Origin of the sequence: Bacillus sp. FDAARGOS_527 (assembly GCF_003812125.1) — a bacterium.
Classification (GTDB): domain Bacteria; phylum Bacillota; class Bacilli; order Bacillales; family Bacillaceae_G; genus Bacillus_A; species Bacillus_A paranthracis.
Genome location: NZ_CP033795.1, coordinates 3,460,242 through 3,486,241, shown reverse-complemented (window position 1 = coordinate 3,486,241; position 26,000 = coordinate 3,460,242). Strand labels below are relative to the sequence as shown.

26 protein-coding genes and 1 other annotated feature are annotated in these 26,000 nt (G+C 37.1%); of the genes, 23 read left to right on the top strand and 3 right to left on the bottom strand.

The features are described 5' to 3' along the window. The first annotated feature begins 7 nt into the window (after positions 1-7). The 5 genes from mnmA to EGX95_RS20735 all read left to right on the top strand — a co-directional run bounded on the left by mnmA (position 8) and on the right by EGX95_RS20735 (position 4,787). Positions 8-1,123: a tRNA 2-thiouridine(34) synthase MnmA gene (gene mnmA / locus EGX95_RS20755; RefSeq protein WP_001038006.1), complete on the top strand. Its 1,116-nt coding sequence runs from the start codon at positions 8-10 to the stop codon at positions 1,121-1,123. 109 nt (positions 1,124-1,232) lie between these two features. Then, positions 1,233-1,892 carry a tetratricopeptide repeat protein gene (locus tag EGX95_RS20750; protein ID WP_000066391.1) on the top strand — a complete coding sequence of 220 codons (660 nt, stop codon included), beginning with the start codon at positions 1,233-1,235 and terminating at the stop codon, positions 1,890-1,892. 95 nt (positions 1,893-1,987) lie between these two features. Beyond that, positions 1,988-4,324, top strand: coding sequence for an SF1B family DNA helicase RecD2 (locus tag EGX95_RS20745; protein WP_000528072.1), 2,337 nt, complete (start codon positions 1,988-1,990; stop codon positions 4,322-4,324). Between the two features lie 127 nt (positions 4,325-4,451). After that, on the top strand, positions 4,452-4,640 hold the full coding sequence (locus tag EGX95_RS20740; RefSeq protein ID WP_000469281.1) for a hypothetical protein: 189 nt from the start codon (positions 4,452-4,454) through the stop codon (positions 4,638-4,640). Positions 4,641-4,658: 18 nt separating this feature from the next. Further along, positions 4,659-4,787 carry a YrzQ family protein gene (locus EGX95_RS20735; protein WP_001053553.1) on the top strand — a complete coding sequence of 43 codons (129 nt, stop codon included), beginning with the start codon at positions 4,659-4,661 and terminating at the stop codon, positions 4,785-4,787. Positions 4,788-4,822: 35 nt separating this feature from the next. On the opposite strand, the gene EGX95_RS20730 is transcribed toward EGX95_RS20735, so the two are convergent. After that, a complete protein-coding gene (locus tag EGX95_RS20730) occupies positions 4,823-5,035 on the bottom strand; it encodes a hypothetical protein (protein ID WP_000242543.1) in 213 nt (70 codons plus the stop codon). Positions 5,036-5,211: 176 nt separating this feature from the next. Between EGX95_RS20730 and EGX95_RS20725 the strand changes: the two genes are divergently transcribed. Beyond that, the gene (locus EGX95_RS20725; RefSeq protein WP_000793110.1) at positions 5,212-6,279 is read left to right on the top strand and encodes an AI-2E family transporter; all 1,068 of its coding nucleotides are present in this window, start codon (positions 5,212-5,214) and stop codon (positions 6,277-6,279) included. A gap of 39 nt (positions 6,280-6,318) precedes the next feature. Here the strand turns inward: EGX95_RS20725 and EGX95_RS20720 are convergent, their stop codons facing one another. Then, complete coding sequence (locus tag EGX95_RS20720; RefSeq protein WP_000209430.1) at positions 6,319-6,663, bottom strand: PH domain-containing protein; 345 nt, start codon at positions 6,661-6,663, stop codon at positions 6,319-6,321. Between the two features lie 222 nt (positions 6,664-6,885). Continuing rightward, positions 6,886-7,105 (top strand) — a binding site (T-box leader). 40 nt (positions 7,106-7,145) lie between these two features. Here EGX95_RS20720 and alaS point away from each other — a divergent pair. From alaS to EGX95_RS20660, 12 genes are all read left to right on the top strand, one after another. Further along, on the top strand, positions 7,146-9,788 hold the full coding sequence (alaS, locus tag EGX95_RS20715; RefSeq protein ID WP_000811836.1) for an alanine--tRNA ligase: 2,643 nt from the start codon (positions 7,146-7,148) through the stop codon (positions 9,786-9,788). A 76-nt stretch (positions 9,789-9,864) separates the two neighbouring features. Continuing rightward, positions 9,865-10,131, top strand: coding sequence for an IreB family regulatory phosphoprotein (locus EGX95_RS20710; RefSeq protein WP_000348590.1), 267 nt, complete (start codon positions 9,865-9,867; stop codon positions 10,129-10,131). Between the two features lie 3 nt (positions 10,132-10,134). Further along, on the top strand, positions 10,135-10,548 hold the full coding sequence (gene ruvX / locus EGX95_RS20705; RefSeq protein WP_001221196.1) for a Holliday junction resolvase RuvX: 414 nt from the start codon (positions 10,135-10,137) through the stop codon (positions 10,546-10,548). 12 nt (positions 10,549-10,560) lie between these two features. Beyond that, positions 10,561-10,839 (top strand): DUF1292 domain-containing protein, encoded by a 279-nt coding sequence (locus EGX95_RS20700; protein WP_000392731.1) that lies wholly within the window; start codon positions 10,561-10,563, stop codon positions 10,837-10,839. A gap of 215 nt (positions 10,840-11,054) precedes the next feature. Further along, positions 11,055-12,125, top strand: coding sequence for an endolytic transglycosylase MltG (gene mltG, locus EGX95_RS20695; RefSeq protein ID WP_063246698.1), 1,071 nt, complete (start codon positions 11,055-11,057; stop codon positions 12,123-12,125). 202 nt (positions 12,126-12,327) lie between these two features. Next, positions 12,328-12,969 carry an O-methyltransferase gene (locus EGX95_RS20690; protein ID WP_000389089.1) on the top strand — a complete coding sequence of 214 codons (642 nt, stop codon included), beginning with the start codon at positions 12,328-12,330 and terminating at the stop codon, positions 12,967-12,969. Between the two features lie 7 nt (positions 12,970-12,976). Then, a complete protein-coding gene (locus tag EGX95_RS20685; protein WP_000742781.1) occupies positions 12,977-13,906 on the top strand; it encodes a peptidase U32 family protein in 930 nt (309 codons plus the stop codon). A gap of 18 nt (positions 13,907-13,924) precedes the next feature. Next, positions 13,925-15,205 (top strand): peptidase U32 family protein, encoded by a 1,281-nt coding sequence (locus EGX95_RS20680; protein ID WP_000217969.1) that lies wholly within the window; start codon positions 13,925-13,927, stop codon positions 15,203-15,205. A gap of 17 nt (positions 15,206-15,222) precedes the next feature. Further along, positions 15,223-15,861 carry a uridine kinase gene (gene udk / locus EGX95_RS20675; RefSeq protein WP_000537087.1) on the top strand — a complete coding sequence of 213 codons (639 nt, stop codon included), beginning with the start codon at positions 15,223-15,225 and terminating at the stop codon, positions 15,859-15,861. Positions 15,862-16,139: 278 nt separating this feature from the next. After that, on the top strand, positions 16,140-16,616 hold the full coding sequence (greA, locus tag EGX95_RS20670; protein WP_000179963.1) for a transcription elongation factor GreA: 477 nt from the start codon (positions 16,140-16,142) through the stop codon (positions 16,614-16,616). Between the two features lie 92 nt (positions 16,617-16,708). Beyond that, positions 16,709-18,463 (top strand): peptidoglycan D,D-transpeptidase FtsI family protein, encoded by a 1,755-nt coding sequence (locus EGX95_RS20665; protein ID WP_000403940.1) that lies wholly within the window; start codon positions 16,709-16,711, stop codon positions 18,461-18,463. 116 nt (positions 18,464-18,579) lie between these two features. Beyond that, on the top strand, positions 18,580-19,230 hold the full coding sequence (locus EGX95_RS20660) for a YrrS family protein (RefSeq protein WP_000897107.1): 651 nt from the start codon (positions 18,580-18,582) through the stop codon (positions 19,228-19,230). Positions 19,231-19,265: 35 nt separating this feature from the next. Here EGX95_RS20660 and EGX95_RS20655 read toward each other — a convergent pair whose 3' ends face one another. Next, entirely contained in the window at positions 19,266-19,481 is a 216-nt protein-coding gene (locus tag EGX95_RS20655; protein ID WP_000010984.1) for a YrzA family protein, read from the bottom strand. Between the two features lie 136 nt (positions 19,482-19,617). Here EGX95_RS20655 and EGX95_RS20650 point away from each other — a divergent pair, with 136 nt between their 5' ends. The 5 genes from EGX95_RS20650 (at position 19,618) to adhE (ending at position 25,972) form a co-directional block, all read left to right on the top strand. Continuing rightward, entirely contained in the window at positions 19,618-20,256 is a 639-nt protein-coding gene (locus tag EGX95_RS20650) for a class I SAM-dependent methyltransferase (protein WP_000536319.1), read from the top strand. Positions 20,257-20,270: 14 nt separating this feature from the next. After that, positions 20,271-20,966 (top strand): 5'-methylthioadenosine/S-adenosylhomocysteine nucleosidase, encoded by a 696-nt coding sequence (gene mtnN, locus EGX95_RS20645; protein ID WP_001217039.1) that lies wholly within the window; start codon positions 20,271-20,273, stop codon positions 20,964-20,966. An 82-nt stretch (positions 20,967-21,048) separates the two neighbouring features. Continuing rightward, positions 21,049-21,972: an O-acetylserine dependent cystathionine beta-synthase gene (locus EGX95_RS20640; RefSeq protein WP_001103857.1), complete on the top strand. Its 924-nt coding sequence runs from the start codon at positions 21,049-21,051 to the stop codon at positions 21,970-21,972. 3 nt (positions 21,973-21,975) lie between these two features. Beyond that, positions 21,976-23,109: a bifunctional cystathionine gamma-lyase/homocysteine desulfhydrase gene (locus EGX95_RS20635; protein ID WP_001201909.1), complete on the top strand. Its 1,134-nt coding sequence runs from the start codon at positions 21,976-21,978 to the stop codon at positions 23,107-23,109. 259 nt (positions 23,110-23,368) lie between these two features. Then, positions 23,369-25,972, top strand: a complete 2,604-nt coding sequence (gene adhE, locus EGX95_RS20630; RefSeq protein ID WP_000260467.1) for a bifunctional acetaldehyde-CoA/alcohol dehydrogenase — start codon at positions 23,369-23,371, stop codon at positions 25,970-25,972. Positions 25,973-26,000: the final 28 nt, after the last annotated feature.

Genomic DNA, 26,000 nt, shown 5'->3' with positions numbered 1-26,000 from the left:
TGACATGATGAACAAACTACCTCACGAAACACGCGTTGTCATCGGGATGTCCGGTGGCGTCGATTCATCTGTAGCGGCTCTTTTATTAAAAGAGCAAGGTTATGATGTAATCGGAATTTTTATGAAAAACTGGGATGATACAGATGAGAATGGTGTCTGCACAGCAACAGAAGATTACAATGATGTAATCGAAGTGTGTAACCAAATTGGTATTCCGTATTATGCAGTAAACTTTGAAAAACAATACTGGGATAAAGTATTTACGTACTTCTTAGATGAATACCGAGCTGGTCGTACACCAAACCCAGATGTAATGTGTAATAAAGAAATTAAATTTAAAGCATTTTTAGAGCATGCAATAGCGCTTGGTGCTGATTATGTAGCGACAGGTCATTATGCACGCGTTGCTTATATGGACGGCGAATATAAAATGCTTCGCGGCGTTGATGACAATAAAGACCAAACGTATTTCTTAAATCAATTAAGCCAAGAGCAATTATCAAAAACAATGTTCCCGCTGGGGGAACTGAAGAAACCACAAATTCGTGAAATGGCGAAAGAAGCTGGTTTAGCGACAGCGGCGAAGAAAGATAGTACTGGTATTTGCTTCATTGGTGAGCGTAACTTTAAAGATTTCTTAAGTAACTATTTACCAGCACAACCAGGTGTGATGCAAACATTATCTGGCGAAGTGAAAGGCAAGCATGACGGTTTAATGTACTATACAATTGGACAACGTCATGGCCTTGGTATTGGTGGTAACGGTGATCCGTGGTTTGCTGTTGGGAAAAACTTGAAAGAAAACATTTTATATGTTGATCAAGGATTCCATAACGAACTTCTATATGGCGATGAAGTTATTGCTACGAATGTTGGCTGGGTAAGTAATGAAGCGAAAGAAAAAGAATTTAAGTGCACAGCGAAATTCCGTTATCGTCAAGAAGACAATAAAGTAACGGTTCAAATCGTTGATGAAAATACAGTTCGTATTCTTTGTGACGAGCCAATTCGTGCAATTACACCAGGACAAGCAGTTGTTTTCTATGATGGAGATGAGTGCTTAGGCGGTGCTACAATTGATGAAGTGTACCGTAGCGGTAAGAAATTGGATTATTTAGGATAAAAGAGAAGCCTCTGCCGATTCGCGGTTAGAGGTTTCTTTTACATAAGGCGAATTTTCGTTCGCTTGGAAAATACATTCTTTGTTATAATTTGTTGTAGAGGTGAAGGACATGTCAAACAAACTTGAAACAGGTATTCAATATATGCAAGAAGGAAACTGGGAAGAAGCTGCTAAAAATTTCACAGAAGCAATCGAAGAAAATCCGAAAGATGCGCTTGGATATATTAATTTTGCGAACTTATTAGATGTACTAGGTGACAGTGAGAGAGCAATTTTATTTTATAAACGTGCATTAGAGTTAGATGATAAATCAGCGGCTGCGTATTATGGATTAGGAAACGTATATTACGGTCAAGAGCAATTTGCAGAGGCGAAAGCTGTATTTGAACAAGCGATGCAAGCTGGATTACAATCAGCTGATGTAACGTTTATGTTAGGTATTACACATGTGCAACTTGGAAATGATCGTCTTGCACTGCCGTTTTTACAAAGAGCAACAGAATTAGACGAAAACGATGTAGAAGCTTTGTTCCAGTGCGGACTTTGCTTTGCACGACTAGAACATATTCAAGAGGCGAAACCTTATTTTGAAAAGGTATTAGAAATGGATGAAGAGCATGCAGATGCGTATTATAATTTAGGTGTTGCCTACGTATTTGAGGAAAAAAATGAGAAGGCTCTCGCTTTATTTAAGAAAGCAACTGAAATTCAGCCGGATCACTTTTTAGCGGGTAATGGTGTTCGTTTATTAGAGCAAGAAGCTGAATAAGGAAAATGTAGTTTAATGGGTAGTTATCCCTCATCTAAATAGGTGGGGGATGTACTGCTCATTAAAGTGAAACGAAACCGGAAAGGAGAGGAAAGATGGGAAATCAACATGCAATGGATTTGTTTGAGGAAGAGAAAAAGTTTATAAAAGCGCAAGTTCTTCATACCATTTTCCACAACGAAGAAAACCTCTATTCCGTTGTCAGTATGAAAGTCATTGAAACGAATGAAACGTACGACGAAAAAAAAGTGATGATAAACGGTCATTTTCCCCGCATGCATGAAGATGAAGTGTTTACGTTGACAGGTCATTTTAAAGACCATCCAAAGTATGGGAAACAATATTTAGTTGAAACGTTTAAGAAAGAATTGCCGCAAACGAAAGCCGGTATGGTGCAATATTTAGCGAGTGATTTATTTAAAGGGATAGGAAAGCGTACAGCTGAAAAAATTGTGGACCATCTGGGGGAACATGCTATTTCTAAAATTATGGATGATCCTGAGGCTTTAAATGGTGTTGTCAACAAGCAAAAAGCACAAGAAATTTATGAGACAATTGTTGAACATCAAGGGCTAGAGAAAGTAATGAGCTTTTTAAATGGCTACGGTTTTGGAACGAAGCTTTCTATTAAGATTTATCAGCAATATAAAGAGATGACATTAGAAGTAATTCGTAATAACCCGTACCAACTTATTGAAGAAGTGGACGGAATTGGTTTTGGAAGAGCGGATGATATCGGGCGTGCGTTAGGGATATCGGGTAATCACGACGACCGTGTACGCGCAGGATGTTTTTACACGTTAGAGAATGTCTCATTACAACTTGGTCACGTTTATATGAGGAAAGACCAACTTGTAAGAGAAACGATGTCACTTTTAAACAATCAAGAAGGAAGAGTGACTGAGGAAGATATTGTAGGTTGTATTGAAACGATGCAAAGTGAAGGGAAAGTCATCATAGAAGAAGAGCGAGTGTATTTAGCAACGTTATTCTACTCTGAAAAAGGTGTTGTAAAGTCCATTCGCAGGCTTATGAATCAAGAAGAAACACCTTCATTTCCAGAGGCAGAAGTGTTAAAAACATTAGGTGAAATTGAAGAACAACTGAACGTACAATATGCACCGTTTCAGCAAGAAGCAATTCAAACGGCACTTCATAAACCGATGATGTTATTGACAGGTGGACCAGGAACAGGAAAAACAACAGTTATTAAAGGAATTGTTGAAATGTATGCGTCACTTCACGGGCTATCGTTAAATCCGAATGAATACAGTGATGATAATCCATTTCCGATATTATTAACGGCTCCAACAGGAAGGGCAGCGAAGCGAATGAGTGAATCAACAGGGCTTCCAGCTTGTACAATTCACCGTTTACTTGGCTGGACGCCAGAAGGGTCTTTCCAGCGGAATGAAACAGATCCGGTACAAGGGAAATTACTCATTATTGATGAATTTTCAATGGTTGATATTTGGCTTGCAAATCAGCTGTTTAAGTCATTGCCGACTAACATTCAAGTTATCGTTGTAGGCGATGAAGATCAATTACCATCTGTAGGACCTGGACAAGTATTAAAAGATTTATTGAATGCAGGTGCAGTTCCAACAGTAAAGCTTACTGAGATTTATCGTCAAGCGGAAGGTTCATCAGTAATTCAACTTGCCCATGCGATAAAAAATGGAACGCTCCCACCAGATTTAGCGCAAAACCAAAAAGATCGTTCATTTATCGGTTGTACAGGAGCTCAAATTGTTGAGGTTGTTAAGAAGGTTTGTGAGAATGCGAAGACAAAAGGGTTTAGCGCAAGAGATGTACAAGTATTAGCCCCGATGTATCGTGGACCGGCGGGTATTAATGTACTAAACGAAGCGTTGCAAGAAGTGTTTAATCCGAAAAGGGAAAAGAGTAAAGAAATTGCTTACGGTGATGTTGTATACCGAAGAGGCGATAAAGTCTTGCAACTTGTTAATCAGCCGGAGAGCCAAGTGTTTAATGGTGATATCGGCGAAATTGTTTCGGTGTTTTATGCGAAAGAGAACGTTGAGCAACAAGATATGATTATCGTTTCATTTGATGGAATTGAGGTAACATATACAAAACCAGATTTAAATCAAATTACACATGCCTATTGCTGTTCGATTCATAAATCACAAGGTAGTGAATTTCCGATTGTGATTATGCCGATAGTAAAAAGTTATAATCGTATGTTACGTCGTAATTTAATTTATACTGGTATTACAAGAAGTAAGAAGTTCCTTATTATTTGCGGGGAGGAAGCTGCTTTCCAGTCTGGTGTAAATCGCCTTGATGATGCAATGCGTCAAACGACTTTAGCTAGTCGATTGCAAGAATCACAAGGAGAAGTACAGATGGTAACGGTTAACGGCGAAGAAATGGACGTGGAAAACATTTCACCGTATGATTTCATGTAACAAGGTGAAATTATATAGTGAAACTTTCAAACGTATAACGTTGAAAGGATCCAGCAATGTATAAATGAATGCAGTTTGGACATAATGGCGAATAGAATCCGGGAGACTGTAAGGAGATGAACGCCATATGTTTATTTGTCCAAATTGCAAAGGAAAAGACATTGGAAAAATAGGTGTCAACCAATTTTATTGCTGGAATTGTTATATCGAATTATCGGTTTCAAAGGGGAAAATCCATACGCATCAAGTAGAAGAAGATGGTTCACTAAGCTCTCTTGATGATTTATTTGATGAGAATGAAAGAACGATCGGATAACGAAAAGGGGGATTTACTTTGAATCTACGCAATTCATTAATCGCATTAGGTGTTGGAGCGGCAGCATATCAATATGCTCGCAAACAAGATGTATTTTCAAAACGTAATATGAAAAAAGCACGTAAGATGATTAAATCTTATTTATAAGCGTAAAAAACTCCCTTCATGATAAGGGAGTTTTTTTATGCACTTGTATGCAAATATAAAAGTCCAATTTCAGAGAAGAGATAAGATAGGCCGTAACATCCAACGCCAAGCATTCCGTAATGAAATAATTGCTTCGCTTTTTCTTTTCGTGAGGAACGAATAAAGAAGCCTTTCCAAATACCAAACCCGATACAAATCCATTCAAGAATCATAAAAAGTGCAGATAATATGAGCATAAATAAAACCATTATGAGCCCTCCTGATTATAATGTTTCATGCTGCATTCTTAGGGGTGGTTGTCCTTGTTATGTTATGTATATGTACATCTTTACAAAACAGTATGGTCTGCACGAAAAGATTTTAAAACTTTTGCACATAACCTACCCTATTTATTTTCAAAATAAAGGTGGAGGAGGTTTTTCGTGTGAAGAATCTTAAAATCATTTGGATATATCGTTTAGGGTTATTGTTACTTGTTTTTCTTTGTTTGCTCGTCTTTTTAAAAATTAAGCCGCTATGGGCACCGATTATTTTTGTATGTAAAGTGGCCATTACACCGTTTCTTATTGCATGTTTCATTGCGTATTTATTGCATCCTTTAATTGAAAAAATTCATAAGGAAGGGATGCCGCGCACACTCGCTATTTTGCTCATTTACATCCTTTTCTTTGGCGGAATTGGTTATGGAATTTATAAAGGAACGCCGGTTGTGATTAAGCAATTACAAGAAATCAATGAACAATTCCCGCAGTTTACAAAAATGTATGATTCTTGGATGGATGGTGTTACAGAACAAACAGCGAATTTTCCATCATTTATTCATGAAAAGGTGAAACAAATTTTTATTGGAGTAGAGACGAAGATACAAGCGCTTTTAAATAAAGTGATGAGCACAGCTCGTGGTGTACTGGATTCGTTACTCATTATTTTCTTGATTCCGTTCATTGTATTTTACATATTAAAAGATTACGGCGAATTTTATCATATTTTTTGGAAACTAGTCCCGAGTAAGTGGCGTAGTACGGGGCAAATACTGGCGAAAGAAATAGATAAATCACTTGGAAGTTATATTCGCGGACAGTTATTCGTTTGTTTAGTATTAGGAGGAGTATCGGTTCTTTCTTTTTGGTTTATCGGTATGAAATATCCATTATTACTTGGCATCATCATCGGGATAACAGATATAATCCCATACTTTGGCCCTATTTTAGGAGCGATTCCAGCGTTGATGATTGCAGCAACGGTATCAACAAGTTTACTCATTAAAGCGGGGATTACGATTGCTATTTTGCAATTCGTAGAAAGTAACATTTTATCCCCTTATATCGTTGGTAAGTCGCTTCGCATGCATCCTGTCGTTATTATGCTTGCACTACTAGTTGGGGGAGAAGTGGCAGGAATTGTAGGGTTATTAATATCAGTTCCTGTTTTAGCGGTCATTCGTACAGTGATTGTTCATGTAAGGCCTCTTTGGAAAAAAGAAGATGTGTAATAGGAAGGCCCTCTACTTATAAAAGTAGAGGGCTTATCATTATTTAGAGAGTTGTTCGTTTATTTTTTGAACGAGAGAGCTTACATCATTTGTTTGAATATGTTTTATTTTTTTCCATTCATTATCATACATAAATACAATTTGATTGCTGAAAAGTCGCTGTTGTTCTTTTAAATTAGAAATTTTCGCGAAAGAGTACTCTTCAAATAATGGGTTCTTACTTACATCTGGTCCATAAAAGAAGAGGCGTTTGTTCGTTAAAATTAACAATCCCGGCCTTGCGACGGAACGATAAATAAATATATCTAGTGAACATGCTGTGTAAAATAGTATTGTTTCGTCAGTCGTTAACATATTTTTAGCTTTATCCAATAAGGTTGTCATTATAATCGCTCCTTTATTATTGATAATTTAATTATAACAAAAATAAAATATTCAGAAAAAAATTTAGGGGTAGTACAATTTATTAATACATGCATAATATATGAAATGGCTGTTAAAAATGAATAGTAGAATAGTTATGATTAATAAGTAATTGATATAATATAAATGATTATCTACATTGACAAACTTAAGAGAATTCTATTATATTTAGTCATATAATACATTAAATCAATGACGGAACAAGTACGTTACAGTCCATTTATAGAGAGAAGCTTCCATATGGCTGAAAGAAGCTTTAAATGAAGGGTAACAGAAAGCTAATCCTGAGAGCAGCTAATCACTGCCGTCTTGCCACGTTACGGCACCATGAGGTGATGAATTGATTCGTATAGCAATCAATTCATAATTAGGGTGGTATCGCGAGTTAACTCTCGTCCCTTTTATAGGGGCGGGAGTTTTTTATATTTAAGGAGGAAAATACAATGAAACAACTAACAGGCGCACAAATTCGTCAAATGTTTTTAGACTTTTTCCAAGAAAAAGGACATGCAGTAGAACCTAGTGCATCACTAGTTCCACATGAAGATCCATCTCTTCTATGGATTAACAGTGGTGTAGCAACATTAAAAAAATATTTTGATGGACGTGTAATCCCGCAAAATCCACGTATTACAAATGCTCAAAAATCAATTCGTACAAACGATATTGAAAACGTAGGGAAAACAGCTCGTCACCATACATTCTTTGAAATGTTAGGAAACTTCTCAATCGGTGATTACTTCAAAGAAGAAGCAATTACATGGGCTTGGGAATTCTTAACGAGCGACAAATGGATCGGATTCGATAAAGAATTACTATCCGTTACAATCCATCCAGAAGATGAAGAAGCATTCACAATTTGGAATGAGAAAATGGGCGTTCCAAAAGAGCGCATCATCCGCTTAGAAGAAAACTTCTGGGATATCGGTGAAGGACCAAGTGGACCGAATACAGAGATTTTCTATGACCGTGGAGAAGCTTACGGTAATGACTTTAGTGACCCAGAATTATATCCAGGCGGAGAAAATGAGCGTTACTTAGAAGTATGGAACCTTGTATTCTCTCAATTTAACCATAATCCAGACGGTTCATATACACCACTTCCTAAGAAAAACATCGATACAGGGATGGGTCTAGAGCGTATGACATCTATCGTTCAAGATGTGCCTACAAACTTTGACACAGACTTATTCATGCCAATGATTGGTGCAACAGAAACAATCTCTGGTGAGAAATATCGTAATGGTGACTTAGAAAAAGATATGGCGTTTAAAGTAATTGCTGACCATATCCGTACAGTAACATTCGCTGTTGGTGACGGTGCTCTTCCATCTAACGAAGGCCGTGGTTATGTATTACGTCGTTTATTACGCCGTGCGGTTCGTTATTCGAAGAAATTAAACATCAACCGTCCATTCATGTTTGAATTAGTACCGGTTGTTGGAGAAGTAATGAAAGACTTCTATCCAGAAGTACTTGAAAAGAAAGATTTCATTGCAAAAGTTGTGAAAAATGAAGAAGAGCGTTTCCACGAAACACTTCATGATGGTGAAGCAATTTTAGCTGAAGTTATCGCAAAAGCTAAAGAAGAAAAAACAACGGTTATTTCTGGAGTAGATGCGTTCCGTCTATATGACACATACGGTTTCCCAATTGAATTAACAGAAGAATATGCAGAAGAAGCTGGTATGACTGTTGATCATGAAGGTTTTGAAAATGAAATGGAAAAACAACGTGAGCGCGCACGTGCTGCTCGTCAAGATGTTGATTCTATGCAAGTTCAAGGCGGTGTCCTTGGAGAAGTGAAAGTAGCGAGCGAGTTCGTTGGTTACGGTACAGTTGCAACAGAAAGTAATGTTGTTGCACTTGTGAAAAACGGTGAATACACAGACAGCTTACAAGTTGGTGAAGAAGGACAATTAATGCTTGATGTAACACCATTCTATGCTGAGAGCGGTGGACAAATTGCAGACCGTGGTTATCTTCTTGCTGATGGCGTGAAAGTTCTTGTAAAAGACGTACAAAAAGCACCAAACGGCCAAAACTTGCACAAAGTTGTAGTTGAAGAAGGTACATTAACGAAAGATGCGGCTGTAAAAGCTATTATCGATACGAAAAACCGTAGTAGCGTTGTGAAGAACCATACAGCAACTCACTTACTACACCAAGCATTAAAAGACGTACTTGGAACACACGTTAACCAAGCAGGTTCTCTTGTAACTTCTGAACGTCTACGCTTTGACTTCTCTCACTTTGGTCAAGTACAAGCTGACGAATTAGAAAAAATTGAGCGTATCGTAAACGAGAAAATTTGGGAAAGTATTGATGTTGAGATTTCTCAAAAAGCAATTGAAGAAGCGAAAGAAATGGGCGCAATGGCATTATTCGGTGAAAAATACGGTGATGTTGTACGCGTTGTACAAGTTGGCGATTACAGCTTAGAGCTTTGTGGTGGTTGTCACGTTGATAATACAGCTTCTATCGGTATTTTCAAAATCGTTGCTGAGTCTGGTATCGGTGCAGGAACTCGTCGTATTGAAGCAGTAACTGGTAAGTCTGCTTATGAATTAATGAACGATCAAGTAGGTTTATTAAAAGAAGCAGCTGGAAAAATGAAAACAAATCCAAAAGACATTTTAACAAGAGTTGATGGTCTATTTGCTGAAGTGAAACAATTGCAAAAAGAAAATGAATCTCTTGCTGCGAAATTAAGCAATATCGAAGCTGGAAACTTAACGGATTCTGTAATGACAGTTGATGGCGTGAACGTATTAGCAGCGAAAGTAAATGTTGCAGATATGAATAACTTACGTACGATGATGGATGATCTGAAGAATAAATTAGAATCTGCGGTTGTCGTATTAGCGTCTGTAAATGATGACAAAGTAAACATCTTAGCTGGCGTAACGAAAGATTTAATTAGCCAAGGTTACCATGCTGGTAAACTTGTGAAAGAAGTAGCTTCTCGTTGTGGCGGTGGCGGTGGTGGCCGTCCTGATATGGCACAAGCGGGCGGTAAAAACCCAGCGCAAGTTGAGGAAGCTTTAGCATTTGTACAAGAGTACGTTAAATCTGTTTCAAAATAAACAGATAGTAGTGTACAATGGTAGGGAGAGGAGAAGTTCTTCTCCCTATACTTACTATATAAGTGAGGTGCTTGAAATGGACGGTTTTGATAAAACAATGAAGTTTAGCATTCAAGATGAAAAACAGAGTGTCCATGTAAATGATGTACTTTTAACTGTGTATGATGCACTTCAAGAAAAAGGCTATAATCCGATTAACCAAATCGTCGGTTATTTATTAAGTGGAGACCCAGCATACATACCTCGCCATAAAGATGCACGAAGCATCATTCGCAAGCTTGAACGTGATGAATTAATTGAAGAGCTTGTGAAGTCTTACTTGAAACATCATCGTGAGGAGTAATTTATGCGGATATTAGGTTTAGATGTAGGTACAAAAACAGTCGGAGTTGCAATTAGTGACGAAATGGGCTGGACAGCGCAAGGGCTTGAAACAATCAAGATTAACGAAGAACGAGGTCAATTTGGTTTTGACCGCATTTCTGAGTTAGTAAAACAGTATGATGTGGACAAGATAGTAGTAGGTTTACCTAAAAATATGAATGGTACAATTGGCCCGCGTGGTGAAGCATGCCAACAATTTGCAGAAAACCTACGAGAGCTGTTACAATTAGACGTTGTAATGTGGGACGAGCGTTTGTCAACGATGGCAGCGGAACGTCTACTCATTTCAGCCGATGTAAGCCGTAAGAAGCGAAAGCAAGTAATTGATAAGATGGCTGCAGTCGTAATCTTACAAGGATTTTTAGATAGAAAATAAGAGGTGACCAAAATGGAAGAACGTCAAATTACAATTGTAGACGAAAAAGGTAACGAACATTTATGTGAAATTATTTTCACTTTTGATGCTGAAAAATTTGGTAAAAAATCATACGTAATCTTCTCTCCAATCGGTGAAGTAGACGAAGATGGAGACCCAATTTATGATGCAATGGCTTATGAGCAAAATGAAGAAGAGGGCGGAGTATTACTTCCAATCGAATCTGAAGAAGAGTGGGAAATGGTACAAGAAACATTTAACACTATTGCTGATGAGCAAGAAGCTGAATAATAAGTACTGAAAAGGTGGACGGTATATCGTCCGCCTTTTTTATATGTAAAATGAAAGATTTTTTGTCGAAACTGCGTAATCCTTTGTAGTATAATGAGACGGATTGTAGAAAATAAAGTATCTGTCAAAAATGATAGGTAAATGTATTGTGATTTTTCATCGTTTTGTATAGAAAGATGTACATATGGCCTACAATTGAATAAGGAGGAAGAGTTTTGGTAGAGAATCAAGTGAAAAAGAAGCGCAGACGCATTTTTTTATTTTCGATTATTGCACTGCTTTTAGTTTGTGGTTCAGTCTATGCGTATATTTCATCCGCATTAGGACCGGTTGATAGCGGGAATAAAAAAGAGATTGAAGTAGAAATTCCAAAGGGATCATCTACTAGTAAAATTGGTGAGATTTTAGAAGAAAAAGGTGCTGTGAAAAACGGTACAGTTTTTAGTTTTTATACAAAGGCTAAATCTAAAAATTTACAAGCGGGTACATATTTATTAAATCCTTCAATGAGTGCAAAAGATGTTATTGAGCAAATGTCATCTGGTAATGTACATCGTCCAGCTCTTTATAAAGTGACGGTAAAAGAAGGGGCACAAGTAACTGAAATTGCAGAAACGGTTGCAAACGAATTAAAGTGGAATAAAGATGATGTTGTACGTCAATTAAACGATAAAGCATTTATTCAAAAAATGCAGCAAAAGTATCCCAAGCTGTTAACGGATAAAATCTTTGATAGCAATATTAAATATCCATTAGAAGGTTATTTATATCCTGCGACGTACTCTTTCTATAAAAAAGATACAACTTTAGAAGAAATTGTTATCCAAATGCTTGAGAAAACGAATGCAATCATTGTTCAAAACGAAGCAAAAATGAAAGCGAAAAACTGGGATGTGCATCAGCTTTTAACATTGTCTTCACTTATTGAAGAAGAGGCAACAGGCTTTACAGATCGTCAAAAGATCTCTAGTGTCTTTTATAATCGTTTAGCAAAAGGTATGCCGCTTCAAACGGATCCAACGGTATTATACGCACTTGGAAAGCATAAACAACGTGTATTATACGAAGATTTAAAGATAAACTCACCGTACAATACGTACGTTGTGAAAGGATTGCCGGTGGGCCCGATTGCAAACTCTGGTAAACATTCAATGGAAGCAGCGCTAGAGCCTGCGCAAACAGATTATTATTATTTCTTAGCTGCACCAACTGGTGAAGTGTACTATGCGAAAACATTGGAAGAGCATAATGCACTAAAGCAAAAATATATTACGAAAAAGCAGTGAAATGGGGAGGGATAGCGAAAAAGGTCGCACATCCCTCTTTTTTGTGGTAAAATATATCGGGTTAAAAACTGGCAGAAGAATCGTTTTTAATATCAAAACGGGACGTACAAGCTAAGGATAAAGCTGGCTTGTATTTTTATTGCATTCTATGTGTGAAAAGACGTCATAGAGGCACTTCTCCATGTAAATAAGGAGGACCATTATGGAGGATGCAGTTAACGAGTACCTATTATCATTTATTGATCCGAAAGATAAATTAATTCTTGAAATGGAAGACTATGCGAAAGAAAATCATGTGCCAATTATGGATCGACTTGGAATGGAATTTATGTTGCAATTTTTACGTTTAATTGGACCGAAGAGCATTTTAGAGCTAGGTACAGCAATTGGCTATTCTAGTATTCGTATGATGCAAGCTATTCCAAATTCTCGCATTGTGACAGTTGAGCGCAATCGCGATCGATATGAAAAAGCACTTGAATATATAGAACGTTCACCAGTTAAAGAACGTATTTCCGTTATTTACGGTGATGCGTTAGAAACAGGCGAGCAAGTAGAAGAACATGGAACATTTGACGTTATTTTTATTGACGCAGCAAAAGGACAATATCGTCGCTTTTTTGACTTATATGAACCGTTATTAAATCCTGGTGGCGTAATTATTTCAGATAATGTTATGTACCATGGCCTTGTAACGACGAAAGAGAAAATTGAAAACAGACGTACACGTGGTTTAATCCGTCGTATTAAGACGTACAATGAATGGCTTATGAACCATGAAGGATATGATACAACGATTTTCCCAATTGGTGATGGAGTAGCTGTTAGTAAAAAGAAAGGGTGACCAAGGTATGAAGAAACCAGAATTGTTAGTAACACCAAAAGCAGTGGCGGATATCGAACCTCTTGCGAAAGCAGGAGCAGATGCGGTAATGATCGGTGAGCAAAAGTTTGGTTTACGTTTAGCAGGGGAATTTTCACGTGAAGATGTGAAACAAGCTGTGAAGATTGCACATGAAAATGGTGTAAAAGTATACGTAGCAATGAACGCTATGTTCCACAACGATAAAGTAGAAGAATTAACAGACTATGTTGCATTTTTAAACGAAGTACATGTAGATGCAATTGTTTTCGGAGATCCAGCAGTATTAATGGCGGTTCGCGAAGTAGCGCCAAATATGCAATTGCACTGGAATACAGAAACAACAGCAACAAACTGGTTTACTTGTAACTACTGGGGACAAAGAGGAGCAAAACGTGCTGTATTAGCTCGCGAGCTTAGCTTAGATGAAATTGTTGAATTAAAAGAAAATGCTGAAGTGGAACTTGAAGTGCAAATTCACGGTATGACTTGTATGTTCCAGTCGAAGCGTTCGTTAGTAGGAAACTACTTTGAGTATCAAGGACGTCATCTTGACATTGAAAAGAAAAAATATGAAGAGAATATGTTCTTATATGACCCAGAGCGTAACAATAAATATCCAATTTATGAAGATGAAAATGGTACTCACATTATGAGTCCAAATGATATTTGTTTCATCGATGAGTTAGAAGAGCTAATTGATGCTGAAATTGATAGCTTAAAAGTTGATGGTGTACTAAAAAGCTCTGCATACATTATTGAGGTAACGAAGAAATATCGTAAAGCAATTGATTTATGTGTAGAAGATCGTGATGCGTATTACGACGTGAAAGACGACTTATATAAAGAGATAGAAGAAATGCAACCGGTGAATCGTCCGTTAGATACAGGATTCTTCTTTAAAGAGACGGTTTACTAAACGAGGAGGGTGTAGGAAATGACTGTACAAGAAATTTCACGAGTGATCGATGGCAAACGCGTTATTGTGAAGAAACCTGAACTGTTAATCCCTGCGGGTAACTTAGAAAAATTAAAAGTAGCTATCCATTACGGGGCAGATGCTGTATATTTAGGTGGACAAGAATTTGGTCTTCGTTCGAATGCAGGTAACTTTACACTGGAAGAAATGGCAGAAGGTGTGGAATTTGCAAAGAAATATGGAGCAAAAATATATGTAACAACAAATATCTTTGCACATAATGAAAATATGGACGGGCTAGAGGAATATTTAAAAGGGATTGAAAAAGCTGGCGTAACGGGAATTATCGTTGCTGATCCGCTTATCATTGAGACTTGTAAACGTGTAGCGCCTTCTGTTGAGGTGCATTTAAGCACACAGCAATCACTATCCAACTGGAAAGCAGCACAGTATTGGAAAGAAGAAGGTTTACATCGTCTTGTATTAGCTCGTGAAGCAAGCTATGAAGAAATGAAAGAGATTAAAGAAAAAGTGGATATTGAAATTGAAGCATTCGTCCATGGTGCAATGTGTATCGCATATTCAGGAAGATGTACGCTAAGTAACCATATGACAGCGCGTGACTCTAACCGTGGTGGTTGTTGTCAATCTTGTCGCTGGGACTATGATTTAGTTCAAACAGTATCACAACATAAAGATGCAAAAGAGCTTCCTCTATTTCAAGAAGAAGATGCTCACTTTGCAATGAGTCCAAAAGACTTAAATTTAATTTTATCAATTCCGAAAATGATTGAAATTGGAATTGATAGCTTAAAAGTTGAAGGACGTATGAAATCAATCCATTACGTAGCTACTGTAGCGACAGTATACCGTAAAGTAATTGATGCATATTGTGCGGATCCTGATAACTTTGAGTTTAAACAAGAATGGTTAGATGAGCTTGATAAATGTGCAAATCGTGATACAGCTCCTGCATTCTTTGAAGGGGTTCCAGGACATCAAGAGCAAATGTTTGGAAATCATAGTAAGAAAACAACGTATGATTTCGCTGGTTTAGTGTTAGATTATAATGAAGAAACGGGCATCGTAACGATTGAGCAACGTAATCATTTCAAACCAGGACATGAAGTGGAGTTCTTTGGACCAGAAATAGAAAACTTTACGCAGACGGTGGAGAAAATTTGGGATGAGGATGGAAACGAATTAGATGCAGCGAGACATCCGTTGCAGATCGTGAAATTCAAAGTGGATCAACCAGTGTATGTGAATAATATGATGCGCAAAAGCATACTTCAATAAGAAAGAGTGATAGTCGAATGGGGACGAATAAGCCTGTTGTAATTGGAATTGCTGGTGGTTCAGGGTCAGGTAAGACAAGTGTAACGAAAGCGATTTTTGACCATTTTAAAGGTCATTCCATTTTAATCTTAGAGCAAGATTATTATTACAAAGATCAAAGCCATTTACCAATGGAAGAACGTTTAAAAACAAATTATGATCATCCATTAGCGTTTGATAATGATTTGTTAATTGAACATTTGCAGCAGTTGCTTGCATATAAACAAGTAGAGAAACCTGTATATGACTATACATTGCATACGCGTTCAGATGAAATTATTCCAGTTGAGCCGAAAGATGTAATCATTTTAGAAGGAATTCTTATTTTAGAAGACCCACGTCTTTGTGAGTTAATGGACATTAAGTTATTCGTTGATACAGATGCTGACCTTCGTATCCTGCGCCGCATGCAGCGTGATATTAAAGAACGTGGTCGTACGATGGATTCAGTTATTGATCAATATGTAAATGTTGTACGTCCAATGCACAATCAATTTATTGAGCCTTCTAAGAAATTTGCGGATATTATTATCCCTGAAGGTGGACAAAACCACGTTGCAATTGATATTATGGTTACAAAAATTGCAACAATTCTTGAACAAAAAGTAAATTTGTAATAGCATAGTAAAAGATATACGGTAGGAAGGGATTTTTTCCCTTCCTATCGAATACAATGAAACATGCAACCTCATCTATATATAGGTGAGGGCATATTTATATCAACTTTCCATACATATCTTCTTTATATAAAGAAGAATTGGGAATACGGGGTTGTATGTGACAACTCCGCTAGTACAGGCGTGCTAGAAACCTCCGCTTTACATATAAGCGGGGGAGTTTTCATATGGAACTCCTCTTTTTTTCGGGGGATTGGTATATAAAAGGAGTGGAAAATATGGCAACAGAAAAAACATACCCTATGACGCAAGAGGGTAAGCAAAAGCTAGAGAACGAACTTGAGGATTTAAAAACGGTAAAACGTAAAGAAGTTGTAGAGCGCATTAAGATTGCACGTAGCTTCGGAGATCTTTCTGAGAACTCTGAGTATGATGCAGCGAAAGATGAGCAAGCGTTCGTAGAAGGACGTATTACACAATTAGAAAACATGATTCGTAACGCAGTTATCATCACAGATAACGGTGAAGAATCTACAGTTGTTACATTAGGTAAAACAGTAACATTTAAAGAACTACCAGATGGAGATGAAGAAGCTTACACAATCGTAGGTAGCGCAGAAGCAGATCCATTTGAAGGGAGAATTTCTAACGATTCTCCAATCGCAAAAAGCTTATTAGGTAAGCAAATTGGCGAGAAGGTAGCAATCCAAACTCCAGGTGGAGAAATGCAAGTAGAGATTATCTCTGTAAAATAATTAAAAATCACTCGTGTAAAAGCGAGTGATTTTTTTATTTGTATAAAAGATGAAACACTCCGTCCAAACTATACTAGACGAGGTGTTTTTTTATGGAAATAAAACGGAGAATTACAATTGTTTTAATTTGTTTTATATGTGTCATGTTTATGTTACTTTGTCGTTTAATTCAAATACAAATTATCGATACGGAATCATTTACGGATCGTAAGATTAACTTAATTGAAAAAAGTGTTACACAACGGACGCAATCCATTACGGTAGATGATGGACGCGGCCATTTTATAGATCGTAATGGTAAGGAGATAGGTGAGAAAAAGTATCCTGTTTTAATTGTTTTTCCATTTCTACAATTAAAAAATAACATGTTGGAGAAAATTGCGCATATCATTGGTATGTCGAGACAAGAGATTGAAAGTCAAATGAAACATAAGAAAAGTGCATTTATCCTGCAAAGAGGAAATGAACCACTTCGCTTGGAACGAGAGCAGATGGAGAAGGTGAATCAATTAAATGTATTAGGCATTGTAGCAGCTGAAGTTCGTTTGCGGCAAACTAGCGTGATGAATCATTTAATTGGTGATGTGGGTGAGAATGAACGAGAATTTCAAAAACGATACGGAGAAGTTAGAAAAATTTCAAAACAAACACCGATTGGCATTTCAGGATTGCAGCAATCATTTGATGAATTTCTTTTGACCGATGGAGAGGCAAAAGTATTGTATCAAGTGGATCGGCAAGGAGAACCGATTTTTGGAAAACAAGCGAAATATACATCGCCTGGAAATCCGTTTTATCCAGTGACGATTCAAACTACTTTACATAACGAGTTACAGAAAAAAGCAGAAGAAGTAGTTGAAGCAAGTGAAATTAAGAAGGGAGGAGTAGTGCTACTTGATGTAAAGAAAAATGAAATTTTAGCAATGGTTAGCAAACCATCTGTACAGGTGAAAGATGAGAGTTTATATAAAACTACACTTGAAAATCAAATGTTAACACCACACTTTCCCGGTTCTGTTTTTAAAACAATAATTGCGGCCGCAGCGATTGATCAAAATGAAAATGTTTTTAATCGCGTATTTAATTGTAATAAAGATTTATATGGTGAAGATCACCCACAAGTTAGGATGGGGACACTTAGTTTTAAAGAGAGCTTTGCTAGAAGCTGTAACAGGACATTTTCAGAGTTAGGAAATGAGCTAATACAAAAGGATAAGATGGTGTTAGAAACTTATGTAGAGGCTTTAGGAGGCGCTGAGAAGGTTGGATGGAGAGGTTCTGTATTTCATACAACTCATTTTGAGCAAATGCCAGAGGAGAAAAGTGTTACGATTTGGGGGAGTGAAGGAAATAAGAATAGTAAAAAAGCGGTAGCGCAAACAGCAATTGGACAGAAAGATGTACGTATGTCACCTCTAGCGATTGCAAATATGATGGCGACGATTGCTAGAGGGGGAGAAAAGATGGAAGTGAAAGCTGTTGAAAAAATAATGTATAAAAATGGAACGGATTTTTATACATTTGAAGACCATACATTAGGTGGAAAACAGCTTTCATATGAAACAGTGAAAACATTACAACAGTTATTAAGGAGCGTTGTAACAACGGAGAAAGGCACAGGAGCAGCATTTAGTTCATTACCATTAAGCGTTGCTGGAAAATCTGGGACAGCACAAACAGGAAAAGGAACGAAAGAGAATCGTTGGTTTGCAGGTTATTTTCCATATGAAAATCCAAGATATGCTTTAGTTGTCGTGGATATAGAAACGAGTAGCAATGTAAATGCAGTTACACCTATTTTTAAAGCAATCGTAGAATCAATCTATCGATTAGAGAATGAAAAGTAATCTTGCAATTCATGGTAAAATGTTTTCATTTCATGAAAATATTATTGTAAATGTTCAACCTTTCTAGATTTAATGTTACAATAGCAAGTATGAAAAACTGCATGGAGGTTTGAAGAATGGCAGGAGGATCTAGATTCCAACAGAAACAACAAAAACGTCGTCAAAACGGTGTTTTAAATATTGCAATCGCTATTGTACTAGTAGCAGTAGCTATTGTAGCATATCAATTGTTTGTTCCTGACACGAAAGAGCAAGCGTCTTCTAGCGATAAAAAGGTAGCTCAGCAAACAACGAAAGAGAATAAGTCTGAGAAAGCTAAAGGCAAAGAAGAGACGAAGAAGAATGAACAAGAGAAAACAGAGGCTAAGAAGAAAGAAGAAGAAGAGAAGCTAAAGGCTGAAGAAGAACAGAAAAAAGCTGAAGAAGAAGCGAAAGCTAACGAGAAAGTACCAGCTGAAAAAACACAGCCAAAGGCAACTGACGCTTATACGAAACCTTCTTGGAAGCCAGTAGGCACAGAGCAAGGTGCAACACCTGCGATGACGTTTAAAAAAGGTACAGCAGATTGGAATGAGATGAATCAAGCGATTTCAGCTGCAATTGACGTTCCAGTAGAGCAATTAATTATTCATCGAATCGGAAATAACGGTAAGAATAAAGCTTACGGTAACGTACAAGATAAACAAACAGGTAAAAGATATTATGTAAATATTGATTGGGTAGACAATGAAGGCTGGAAACCAGTACTTGTTCAAACTCTAAACTAAAAAAGAGAAGCTCCTTAGGAGCTTCTCTTTTTTAGTTAGCGTAATTTCTTTAATTTAAAATGAACAACCGCGCTATAATATGGTCTTTTACTTTCAGGATCCATAACCATTTGATGCGAGATGTGATGAACTTCAAGCATAAGTGCTTTATTATTATCGATTTGTTCACTGATTTTACGTTCTAAAGAAGCTAAGTCTCCCGCTTCAAAAAATTCTACTTTATCTTCTAACATTTCAAAGGTAAATGACATGAAGACGGCCCCTCTCCTATGTAATCAACTATAGTGTAACAAAGAAAAGAAGGAAATACCATGTACATTTCAATTGACATTTTTAGAAAGAGGGAATATCATACTGATAAAACCGATAAGAAAAAGGGGAATTTTTATGGGTACAGAATTTAATGGTTTATTTGATGAGTGGGCTCATACGTACGACTCATTTGTACAAGGCGAAGATATACAATATAAAGAAGTTTTCGCCCATTATGAGGACATTCTAGAGGATGTAGTTAACAAGTCATTTGGTAACGTATTAGAATTTGGTGTCGGTACAGGTAATTTAACAAATAAATTATTACTTGCTGGCCGCACAGTTTACGGTATAGAACCGTCACGTGAAATGCGCATGATTGCAAAAGAGAAATTGCCAAAAGAGTTTTCCATTACAGAAGGTGATTTTCTTTCGTTTGAAGTCCCGAATTCCATTGATACCATAGTAAGCACCTATGCATTTCATCATTTAACAGATGATGAAAAAAATGTAGCGATTGCGAAGTATAGTCAATTGCTAAACAAAGGTGGTAAAATAGTGTTTGCTGATACGATATTTGCAGATCAAGATGCATATGATAAAACTGTTGAAGCAGCAAAACAAAGAGGTTTTCATCAGTTAGCAAACGATTTGCAAACGGAATACTATACACGTATTCCAGTTATGCAGACTATTTTTGAAAACAATGGCTTCCATGTAACGTTTACGAGATTAAATCATTTCGTGTGGGTAATGGAGGCAACTAAGCAATAGAAAGAGGGATTAGATTGAGAATTGCTGTAATTGGAGCAATGGAAGAAGAAGTACGTATTTTACGTGATAAATTAGAACAAGCAGAAACAGAAACGGTTGCGGGTTGTGAATTTACGAAAGGGCAATTAGCAGGACATGAAGTAATCTTGTTAAAGTCTGGTATTGGTAAAGTAAATGCAGCGATGTCAACGACAATTTTATTAGAAAGATATAAGCCTGAAAAAGTCATTAATACTGGTTCAGCTGGTGGATTCCATCATTCTCTAAATGTTGGGGATGTCGTTATTTCAACAGAAGTTCGTCACCATGACGTAGATGTAACAGCATTTAACTATGAGTATGGTCAAGTACCAGGAATGCCGCCTGGATTTAAAGCTGATGAAGCATTAGTTGCATTAGCTGAAAAATGTATGCAGGCAGAAGAAAATATTCAAGTTGTAAAAGGTATGATTGCAACAGGTGATTCATTTATGAGTGATCCGAACCGAGTTGCAGCCATTCGTGATAAATTTGAAAACCTTTATGCAGTAGAAATGGAAGCAGCAGCTGTTGCACAAGTATGCCACCAATATGAAGTTCCGTTTGTTATCATTCGTGCACTTTCTGATATTGCTGGTAAAGAATCAAATGTTTCATTTGATCAATTTTTAGATCAAGCAGCTCTTCATTCTACAAACTTTATCGTAAAAGTATTAGAAGAGTTAAAGTAATGTAACAAAAAGGCAACTGTCTCATATAAAGAAAATACATACAGTTGCCTTTTCTTTATTGGCAAATAAGGGGGAGAACACGATGAATGTATATCGTGGAGTTCATGAGTTAATTGGTCATACACCAATTGTGGAAATTACTCGTTTTTCACTTCCAGAAGGGGTCCGTTTATTTGCAAAGCTTGAATTTTATAACCCAGGCGGAAGCGTTAAGGACCGATTAGGAAGAGAATTAATCGAAGATGCGCTAGAAAAAGGGCTTGTTACAGAGGGCGGAACAATTATTGAACCGACAGCTGGAAATACTGGTATTGGACTGGCACTCGCAGCGTTACAACATGATTTACACGTTATCGTTTGTGTACCAGAGAAATTTAGCATTGAAAAACAAGAATTAATGAAAGCACTAGGCGCAACGGTCGTGCATACGCCGACTGAGCAAGGAATGACCGGTGCAATTGCAAAAGCAAAAGAGTTAGTAAATGAGATACCGAATTCATACTCTCCAAGTCAGTTCGCAAATGAGGCAAATCCTCGTGCATATTTTAAAACATTAGGACCTGAACTTTGGTCGGCACTTAATGGAGAGATTAACATATTTGTTGCTGGAGCAGGAACTGGCGGTACGTTTATGGGGACTGCATCTTATTTAAAAGAAAAAAATGTAGATATAAAAACGGTTATTGTGGAACCAGAAGGATCTATTTTAAATGGTGGTAAAGCTGGCTCACATGAAACAGAAGGGATTGGCCTTGAATTCATCCCGCCATTTTTGAAAACATCTTATTTTGATGAAATTCATACGATTTCTGATCGAAATGCATTTTTACGAGTGAAAGAATTAGCGCAAAAAGAAGGACTTCTTGTTGGGAGCTCTTCAGGAGCAGCATTTCATGCAAGTTTACTTGAAGCAGAGAAAGCGGCGCCAGGTACAAATATTGTAACGATTTTTCCTGATAGTAGTGAGCGCTATTTAAGTAAAGACATATACAAAGGATGGGAATAAAAAATGAGAGCAAAGACAAAGTTAATTCATGGTATTCGCATAGGAGAACCTTCAACTGGATCTGTAAATGTACCGATTTATCAAACGAGTACGTACAAACAAGAAGCAGTTGGTAAGCATCAAGGATATGAATATTCACGTACAGGAAACCCAACACGTGCAGCTTTAGAAGAAATGATTGCGGTATTAGAAAACGGCCATGCTGGTTTCGCATTTGGTTCAGGAATGGCGGCTATTACAGCTACAATTATGTTGTTTTCAAAAGGTGACCACGTTATTTTAACAGATGATGTGTATGGCGGAACGTACCGCGTGATTACGAAAGTGTTAAACCGCTTCGGTATTGAGCATACATTTGTAGATACAACAAACTTAGAGGAAGTTGAAGAAGCGATTCGTCCAAATACGAAAGCGATTTATGTAGAAACACCAACGAATCCGTTACTAAAAATTACTGATATTAAAAAAATATCTACTCTTGCTAAAGAGAAAGATTTATTAACAATTATTGATAACACATTCATGACGCCATATTGGCAGTCGCCGATTTCTTTAGGAGCAGACATTGTACTTCATAGTGCAACGAAATATTTAGGAGGTCATAGTGACGTAGTTGCAGGTCTAGTAGTTGTAAATAGCCCGCAATTAGCAGAAGACCTTCACTTTGTACAAAACTCAACAGGTGGCATTCTTGGTCCGCAAGATAGTTTCTTACTACTTCGTGGTTTAAAAACATTAGGAATTCGAATGGAAGAGCATGAAACGAATTCACGTGCAATTGCTGAGTTTTTAAATAACCACCCAAAAGTAAATAAAGTATATTACCCAGGCCTTGAGTCACATCAAAACCATGAACTGGCAACAGAACAGGCAAATGGATTTGGTGCTATTATCTCATTTGATGTAGATAGCGAAGAAACATTAAATAAAGTACTTGAGAGATTACAATACTTTACGCTGGCTGAAAGTTTAGGAGCAGTAGAAAGTTTAATTTCTATCCCCTCTCAAATGACGCATGCATCAATTCCAGCAGATCGTCGTAAAGAATTAGGAATTACAGATACATTAATTCGAATTTCTGTCGGTATTGAAGACGGAGAAGATTTAATTGAAGATTTAGCACAAGCGTTAGCATAATAAAAATGCACTGCTAATATAGGCAGTGCATTTTTATTACGTCTATTTTGTGAAACATTTCACAAAATAGACATACACAAATGAAATGATTTCATGTATATTGAATTCATGAAGTGTTACCCACGAACAAACTTGTGAAATGTTTCACAAACGATGAGGTTCATGTAGGAAAGCAATTCTATTTTTTTGCGCTAATCAGGACTAATTATGACCTGTAGGGTCTTATTTAGTCCAAGATAGCAGAGTAGGAGGAATTTACATGGTAGTCAAAGAGAAAGTTGTAAATGAAATGCAGGAAGTAAAAGAGATGATTGATACGTTAGTGAATAACGGTCAGAGAGCTTTACAAGCATTAGAAAGTTTTACACAAGAGCAAATTGACAACATTGTTCATGAAATGGCATTAGCAGGTGTTGATCAACATATGCCGCTTGCGAAGTTGGCTGTTGAAGAAACAGGTCGTGGTGTATACGAAGATAAATGTATTAAAAATATTTTTGCTACTGAATATATTTGGCATAGCATAAAGAAAGATAAAACAGTAGGGATTATTCACGAAGATCCTCATGAAGAAATAATAGAAATTGCGGAGCCCGTCGGTGTAGTAGCTGGGGTAACACCAGTAACGAATCCAACATCGACAACAATGTTTAAAGCATTAATCGCGATAAAAACGAGAAATCCAATTATTTTCGCATTTCATCCTTCAGCACAAAACTGTTCTATTGCAGCCGCAAAAACAGTATATGATGCAGCGGTGAAGGCGGGGGCACCAAAACATTGTATACAGTGGATTGAAAAACCTTCTGTCGAAGCAACGAAACAATTAATGAACCATGAAGGTGTTGCTCTTGTTTTGGCAACTGGAGGGGCTGGTATGGTGAAATCAGCTTATTCTACTGGAAAACCAGCGTTAGGTGTAGGTCCTGGTAATGTACCATGTTATATAGAGAAATCAGCGCATATAAAACGAGCGGTTAATGATTTGATTTTATCTAAAACATTTGATAATGGTATGATTTGTGCATCAGAACAAGCAATTATTGTAGACAAGGAAATTTATGATGATGTGAAAACAGAAATGATTGCAAATGATTGTTATTTTGTAACCGAGGAAGAGGGAAGTAAATTAGAAAAGCTTGTTATTAATGAAAATACATGTGCAGTAAATAGTGATATTGTAGGGAAACCCGCACAGTATATTGCCGAATTAGTTGGAATTACTGTACCTAAAAATACAAAAATGCTTGTAGCTGAAATACAAGGCATCGGAGCCGCATATCCACTATCTCGTGAGAAGTTAAGTCCAGTATTAGCTTGTGTAAAAGCAAATTCATTAGAAGAAGGATTTACATATTGTGAAGAAATGTTAAACCTCGGTGGTTTAGGACATTCAGCAGTTATCCATTCTGTAAATAAAGAAGTGCAAAAGCAATTTGGATTACGTATGAAAGCTTGCCGCCTTATTGTAAATGCCCCTTCATCACAAGGTGGAATCGGTGACATATATAATGGATTTATTCCATCACTTACGCTTGGTTGCGGTTCCTACGGGAAAAACTCGGTTTCTCAAAACGTAACAGCGACGCATTTATTAAATATAAAAAGGTTGGCAAATAGAAAAAAGAATATGCAGTGGTTCAAATTACCACCAAAAATTTATTTTGAAAAACATGCGACAGCATATTTAGCAAATATGCCTAACATTTCACGTGCATTTATTGTAACAGATCCAGGAATGGTTGAGCACGGATATGTAGATACGGTCTCGCATTATTTACGTAAACATGCAAATGATGTGAAAGTTGAAGTTTTCTTTGAGGTTGAGCCAGATCCATCAGATGAAACTGTGTTTAAAGGTGCGGAAATGATGAGAAGTTTTCAGCCGGATGTAATTATCGCACTTGGTGGTGGTTCAGCGATGGATGCAGCAAAAGGGATGTGGCTTTTCTATGAGCACCCAGAAACAACATTCTATGGAATTAAACAGAAGTTTTTAGATATAAGAAAACGTACATGTAAATATCCGGAATTAGGAAGTAAGGCGCAGTTTGTTGCCATTCCAACAACATCTGGAACAGGATCAGAAGTGACACCATTTGCGGTTATTACAGATAAGAAAAATAATATAAAGTATCCACTCGCGGATTATGAATTAACGCCAGATGTAGCAATTGTTGATCCACAATTTGTAATGACAGTACCACCACATGTAACAGCAGACACTGGCATGGACGTATTAACGCATGCAATCGAGGCGTATGTGTCTGTTTTAGCAAATGACTATACAGATGGATTAGCATTAAAGGCCATTGATCTCGTATTTAAATATTTACCAAGAGCATTTAAAGATGGAAATGATGAAGAAGCACGAGAAAAAATGCACAATGCTTCTGCAATCGCAGGAATGGCATTTGCAAATGCTTTTCTAGGTATTAATCACAGCTTAGCACATAAAATTGGACCAGAATTTCATATTCCACATGGGCGTGCGAATGCAATTCTTATGCCGCACGTAGTTCGCTATAATGCTATTAAGCCAAGAAAACACGCATTGTTCCCAAAATATGAGCACTTTGTAGCCGATGAACGCTATGCACATATTGCGAGAATGCTCGGGCTTCCAGCAAGTTCGACTGCAGAAGGTGTGGAATCACTTGTCAAAGCAATTATTGAGCTCGGAAAAAGTTTAAATATAAATATGAGTATTGCAGGACAAGGAGTTGCTAAAGACCAATTTGAAGAGGTTGTTGGATTATTAGCAGAAAGAGCTTTTGAAGATCAATGTACAACAGCTAATCCCAAATTACCTCTCATTTCAGAGCTGAAAGAAATTTATATGAAAGCATATAAAGGTGAGTAATGGTTATAAAAGAGTCGCAATAAAGCGG

What these genes read in the sequence shown, in the direction of transcription:
- mnmA (WP_001038006.1), top strand. Translation starts at nt 8, where the DNA reads ATGAACAAACTACCTCACGAAACACGCGTTGTCATCGGGATGTCCGGT.
- EGX95_RS20750 (WP_000066391.1), top strand. Translation starts at nt 1,233, where the DNA reads ATGTCAAACAAACTTGAAACAGGTATTCAATATATGCAAGAAGGAAAC.
- EGX95_RS20745 (WP_000528072.1), top strand. Translation starts at nt 1,988, where the DNA reads ATGGGAAATCAACATGCAATGGATTTGTTTGAGGAAGAGAAAAAGTTT.
- EGX95_RS20740 (WP_000469281.1), top strand. Translation starts at nt 4,452, where the DNA reads ATGTTTATTTGTCCAAATTGCAAAGGAAAAGACATTGGAAAAATAGGT.
- EGX95_RS20730 (WP_000242543.1), bottom strand. Translation starts at nt 5,035, where the DNA reads ATGGTTTTATTTATGCTCATATTATCTGCACTTTTTATGATTCTTGAA.
- EGX95_RS20720 (WP_000209430.1), bottom strand. Translation starts at nt 6,663, where the DNA reads ATGACAACCTTATTGGATAAAGCTAAAAATATGTTAACGACTGACGAA.
- alaS (WP_000811836.1), top strand. Translation starts at nt 7,146, where the DNA reads ATGAAACAACTAACAGGCGCACAAATTCGTCAAATGTTTTTAGACTTT.
- EGX95_RS20710 (WP_000348590.1), top strand. Translation starts at nt 9,865, where the DNA reads ATGGACGGTTTTGATAAAACAATGAAGTTTAGCATTCAAGATGAAAAA.
- ruvX (WP_001221196.1), top strand. Translation starts at nt 10,135, where the DNA reads ATGCGGATATTAGGTTTAGATGTAGGTACAAAAACAGTCGGAGTTGCA.
- EGX95_RS20700 (WP_000392731.1), top strand. Translation starts at nt 10,561, where the DNA reads ATGGAAGAACGTCAAATTACAATTGTAGACGAAAAAGGTAACGAACAT.
- EGX95_RS20690 (WP_000389089.1), top strand. Translation starts at nt 12,328, where the DNA reads ATGGAGGATGCAGTTAACGAGTACCTATTATCATTTATTGATCCGAAA.
- EGX95_RS20685 (WP_000742781.1), top strand. Translation starts at nt 12,977, where the DNA reads ATGAAGAAACCAGAATTGTTAGTAACACCAAAAGCAGTGGCGGATATC.
- EGX95_RS20680 (WP_000217969.1), top strand. Translation starts at nt 13,925, where the DNA reads ATGACTGTACAAGAAATTTCACGAGTGATCGATGGCAAACGCGTTATT.
- udk (WP_000537087.1), top strand. Translation starts at nt 15,223, where the DNA reads ATGGGGACGAATAAGCCTGTTGTAATTGGAATTGCTGGTGGTTCAGGG.
- greA (WP_000179963.1), top strand. Translation starts at nt 16,140, where the DNA reads ATGGCAACAGAAAAAACATACCCTATGACGCAAGAGGGTAAGCAAAAG.
- EGX95_RS20665 (WP_000403940.1), top strand. Translation starts at nt 16,709, where the DNA reads ATGGAAATAAAACGGAGAATTACAATTGTTTTAATTTGTTTTATATGT.
- EGX95_RS20660 (WP_000897107.1), top strand. Translation starts at nt 18,580, where the DNA reads ATGGCAGGAGGATCTAGATTCCAACAGAAACAACAAAAACGTCGTCAA.
- EGX95_RS20655 (WP_000010984.1), bottom strand. Translation starts at nt 19,481, where the DNA reads ATGTCATTTACCTTTGAAATGTTAGAAGATAAAGTAGAATTTTTTGAA.
- EGX95_RS20650 (WP_000536319.1), top strand. Translation starts at nt 19,618, where the DNA reads ATGGGTACAGAATTTAATGGTTTATTTGATGAGTGGGCTCATACGTAC.
- EGX95_RS20640 (WP_001103857.1), top strand. Translation starts at nt 21,049, where the DNA reads ATGAATGTATATCGTGGAGTTCATGAGTTAATTGGTCATACACCAATT.
- EGX95_RS20635 (WP_001201909.1), top strand. Translation starts at nt 21,976, where the DNA reads ATGAGAGCAAAGACAAAGTTAATTCATGGTATTCGCATAGGAGAACCT.
- adhE (WP_000260467.1), top strand. Translation starts at nt 23,369, where the DNA reads ATGGTAGTCAAAGAGAAAGTTGTAAATGAAATGCAGGAAGTAAAAGAG.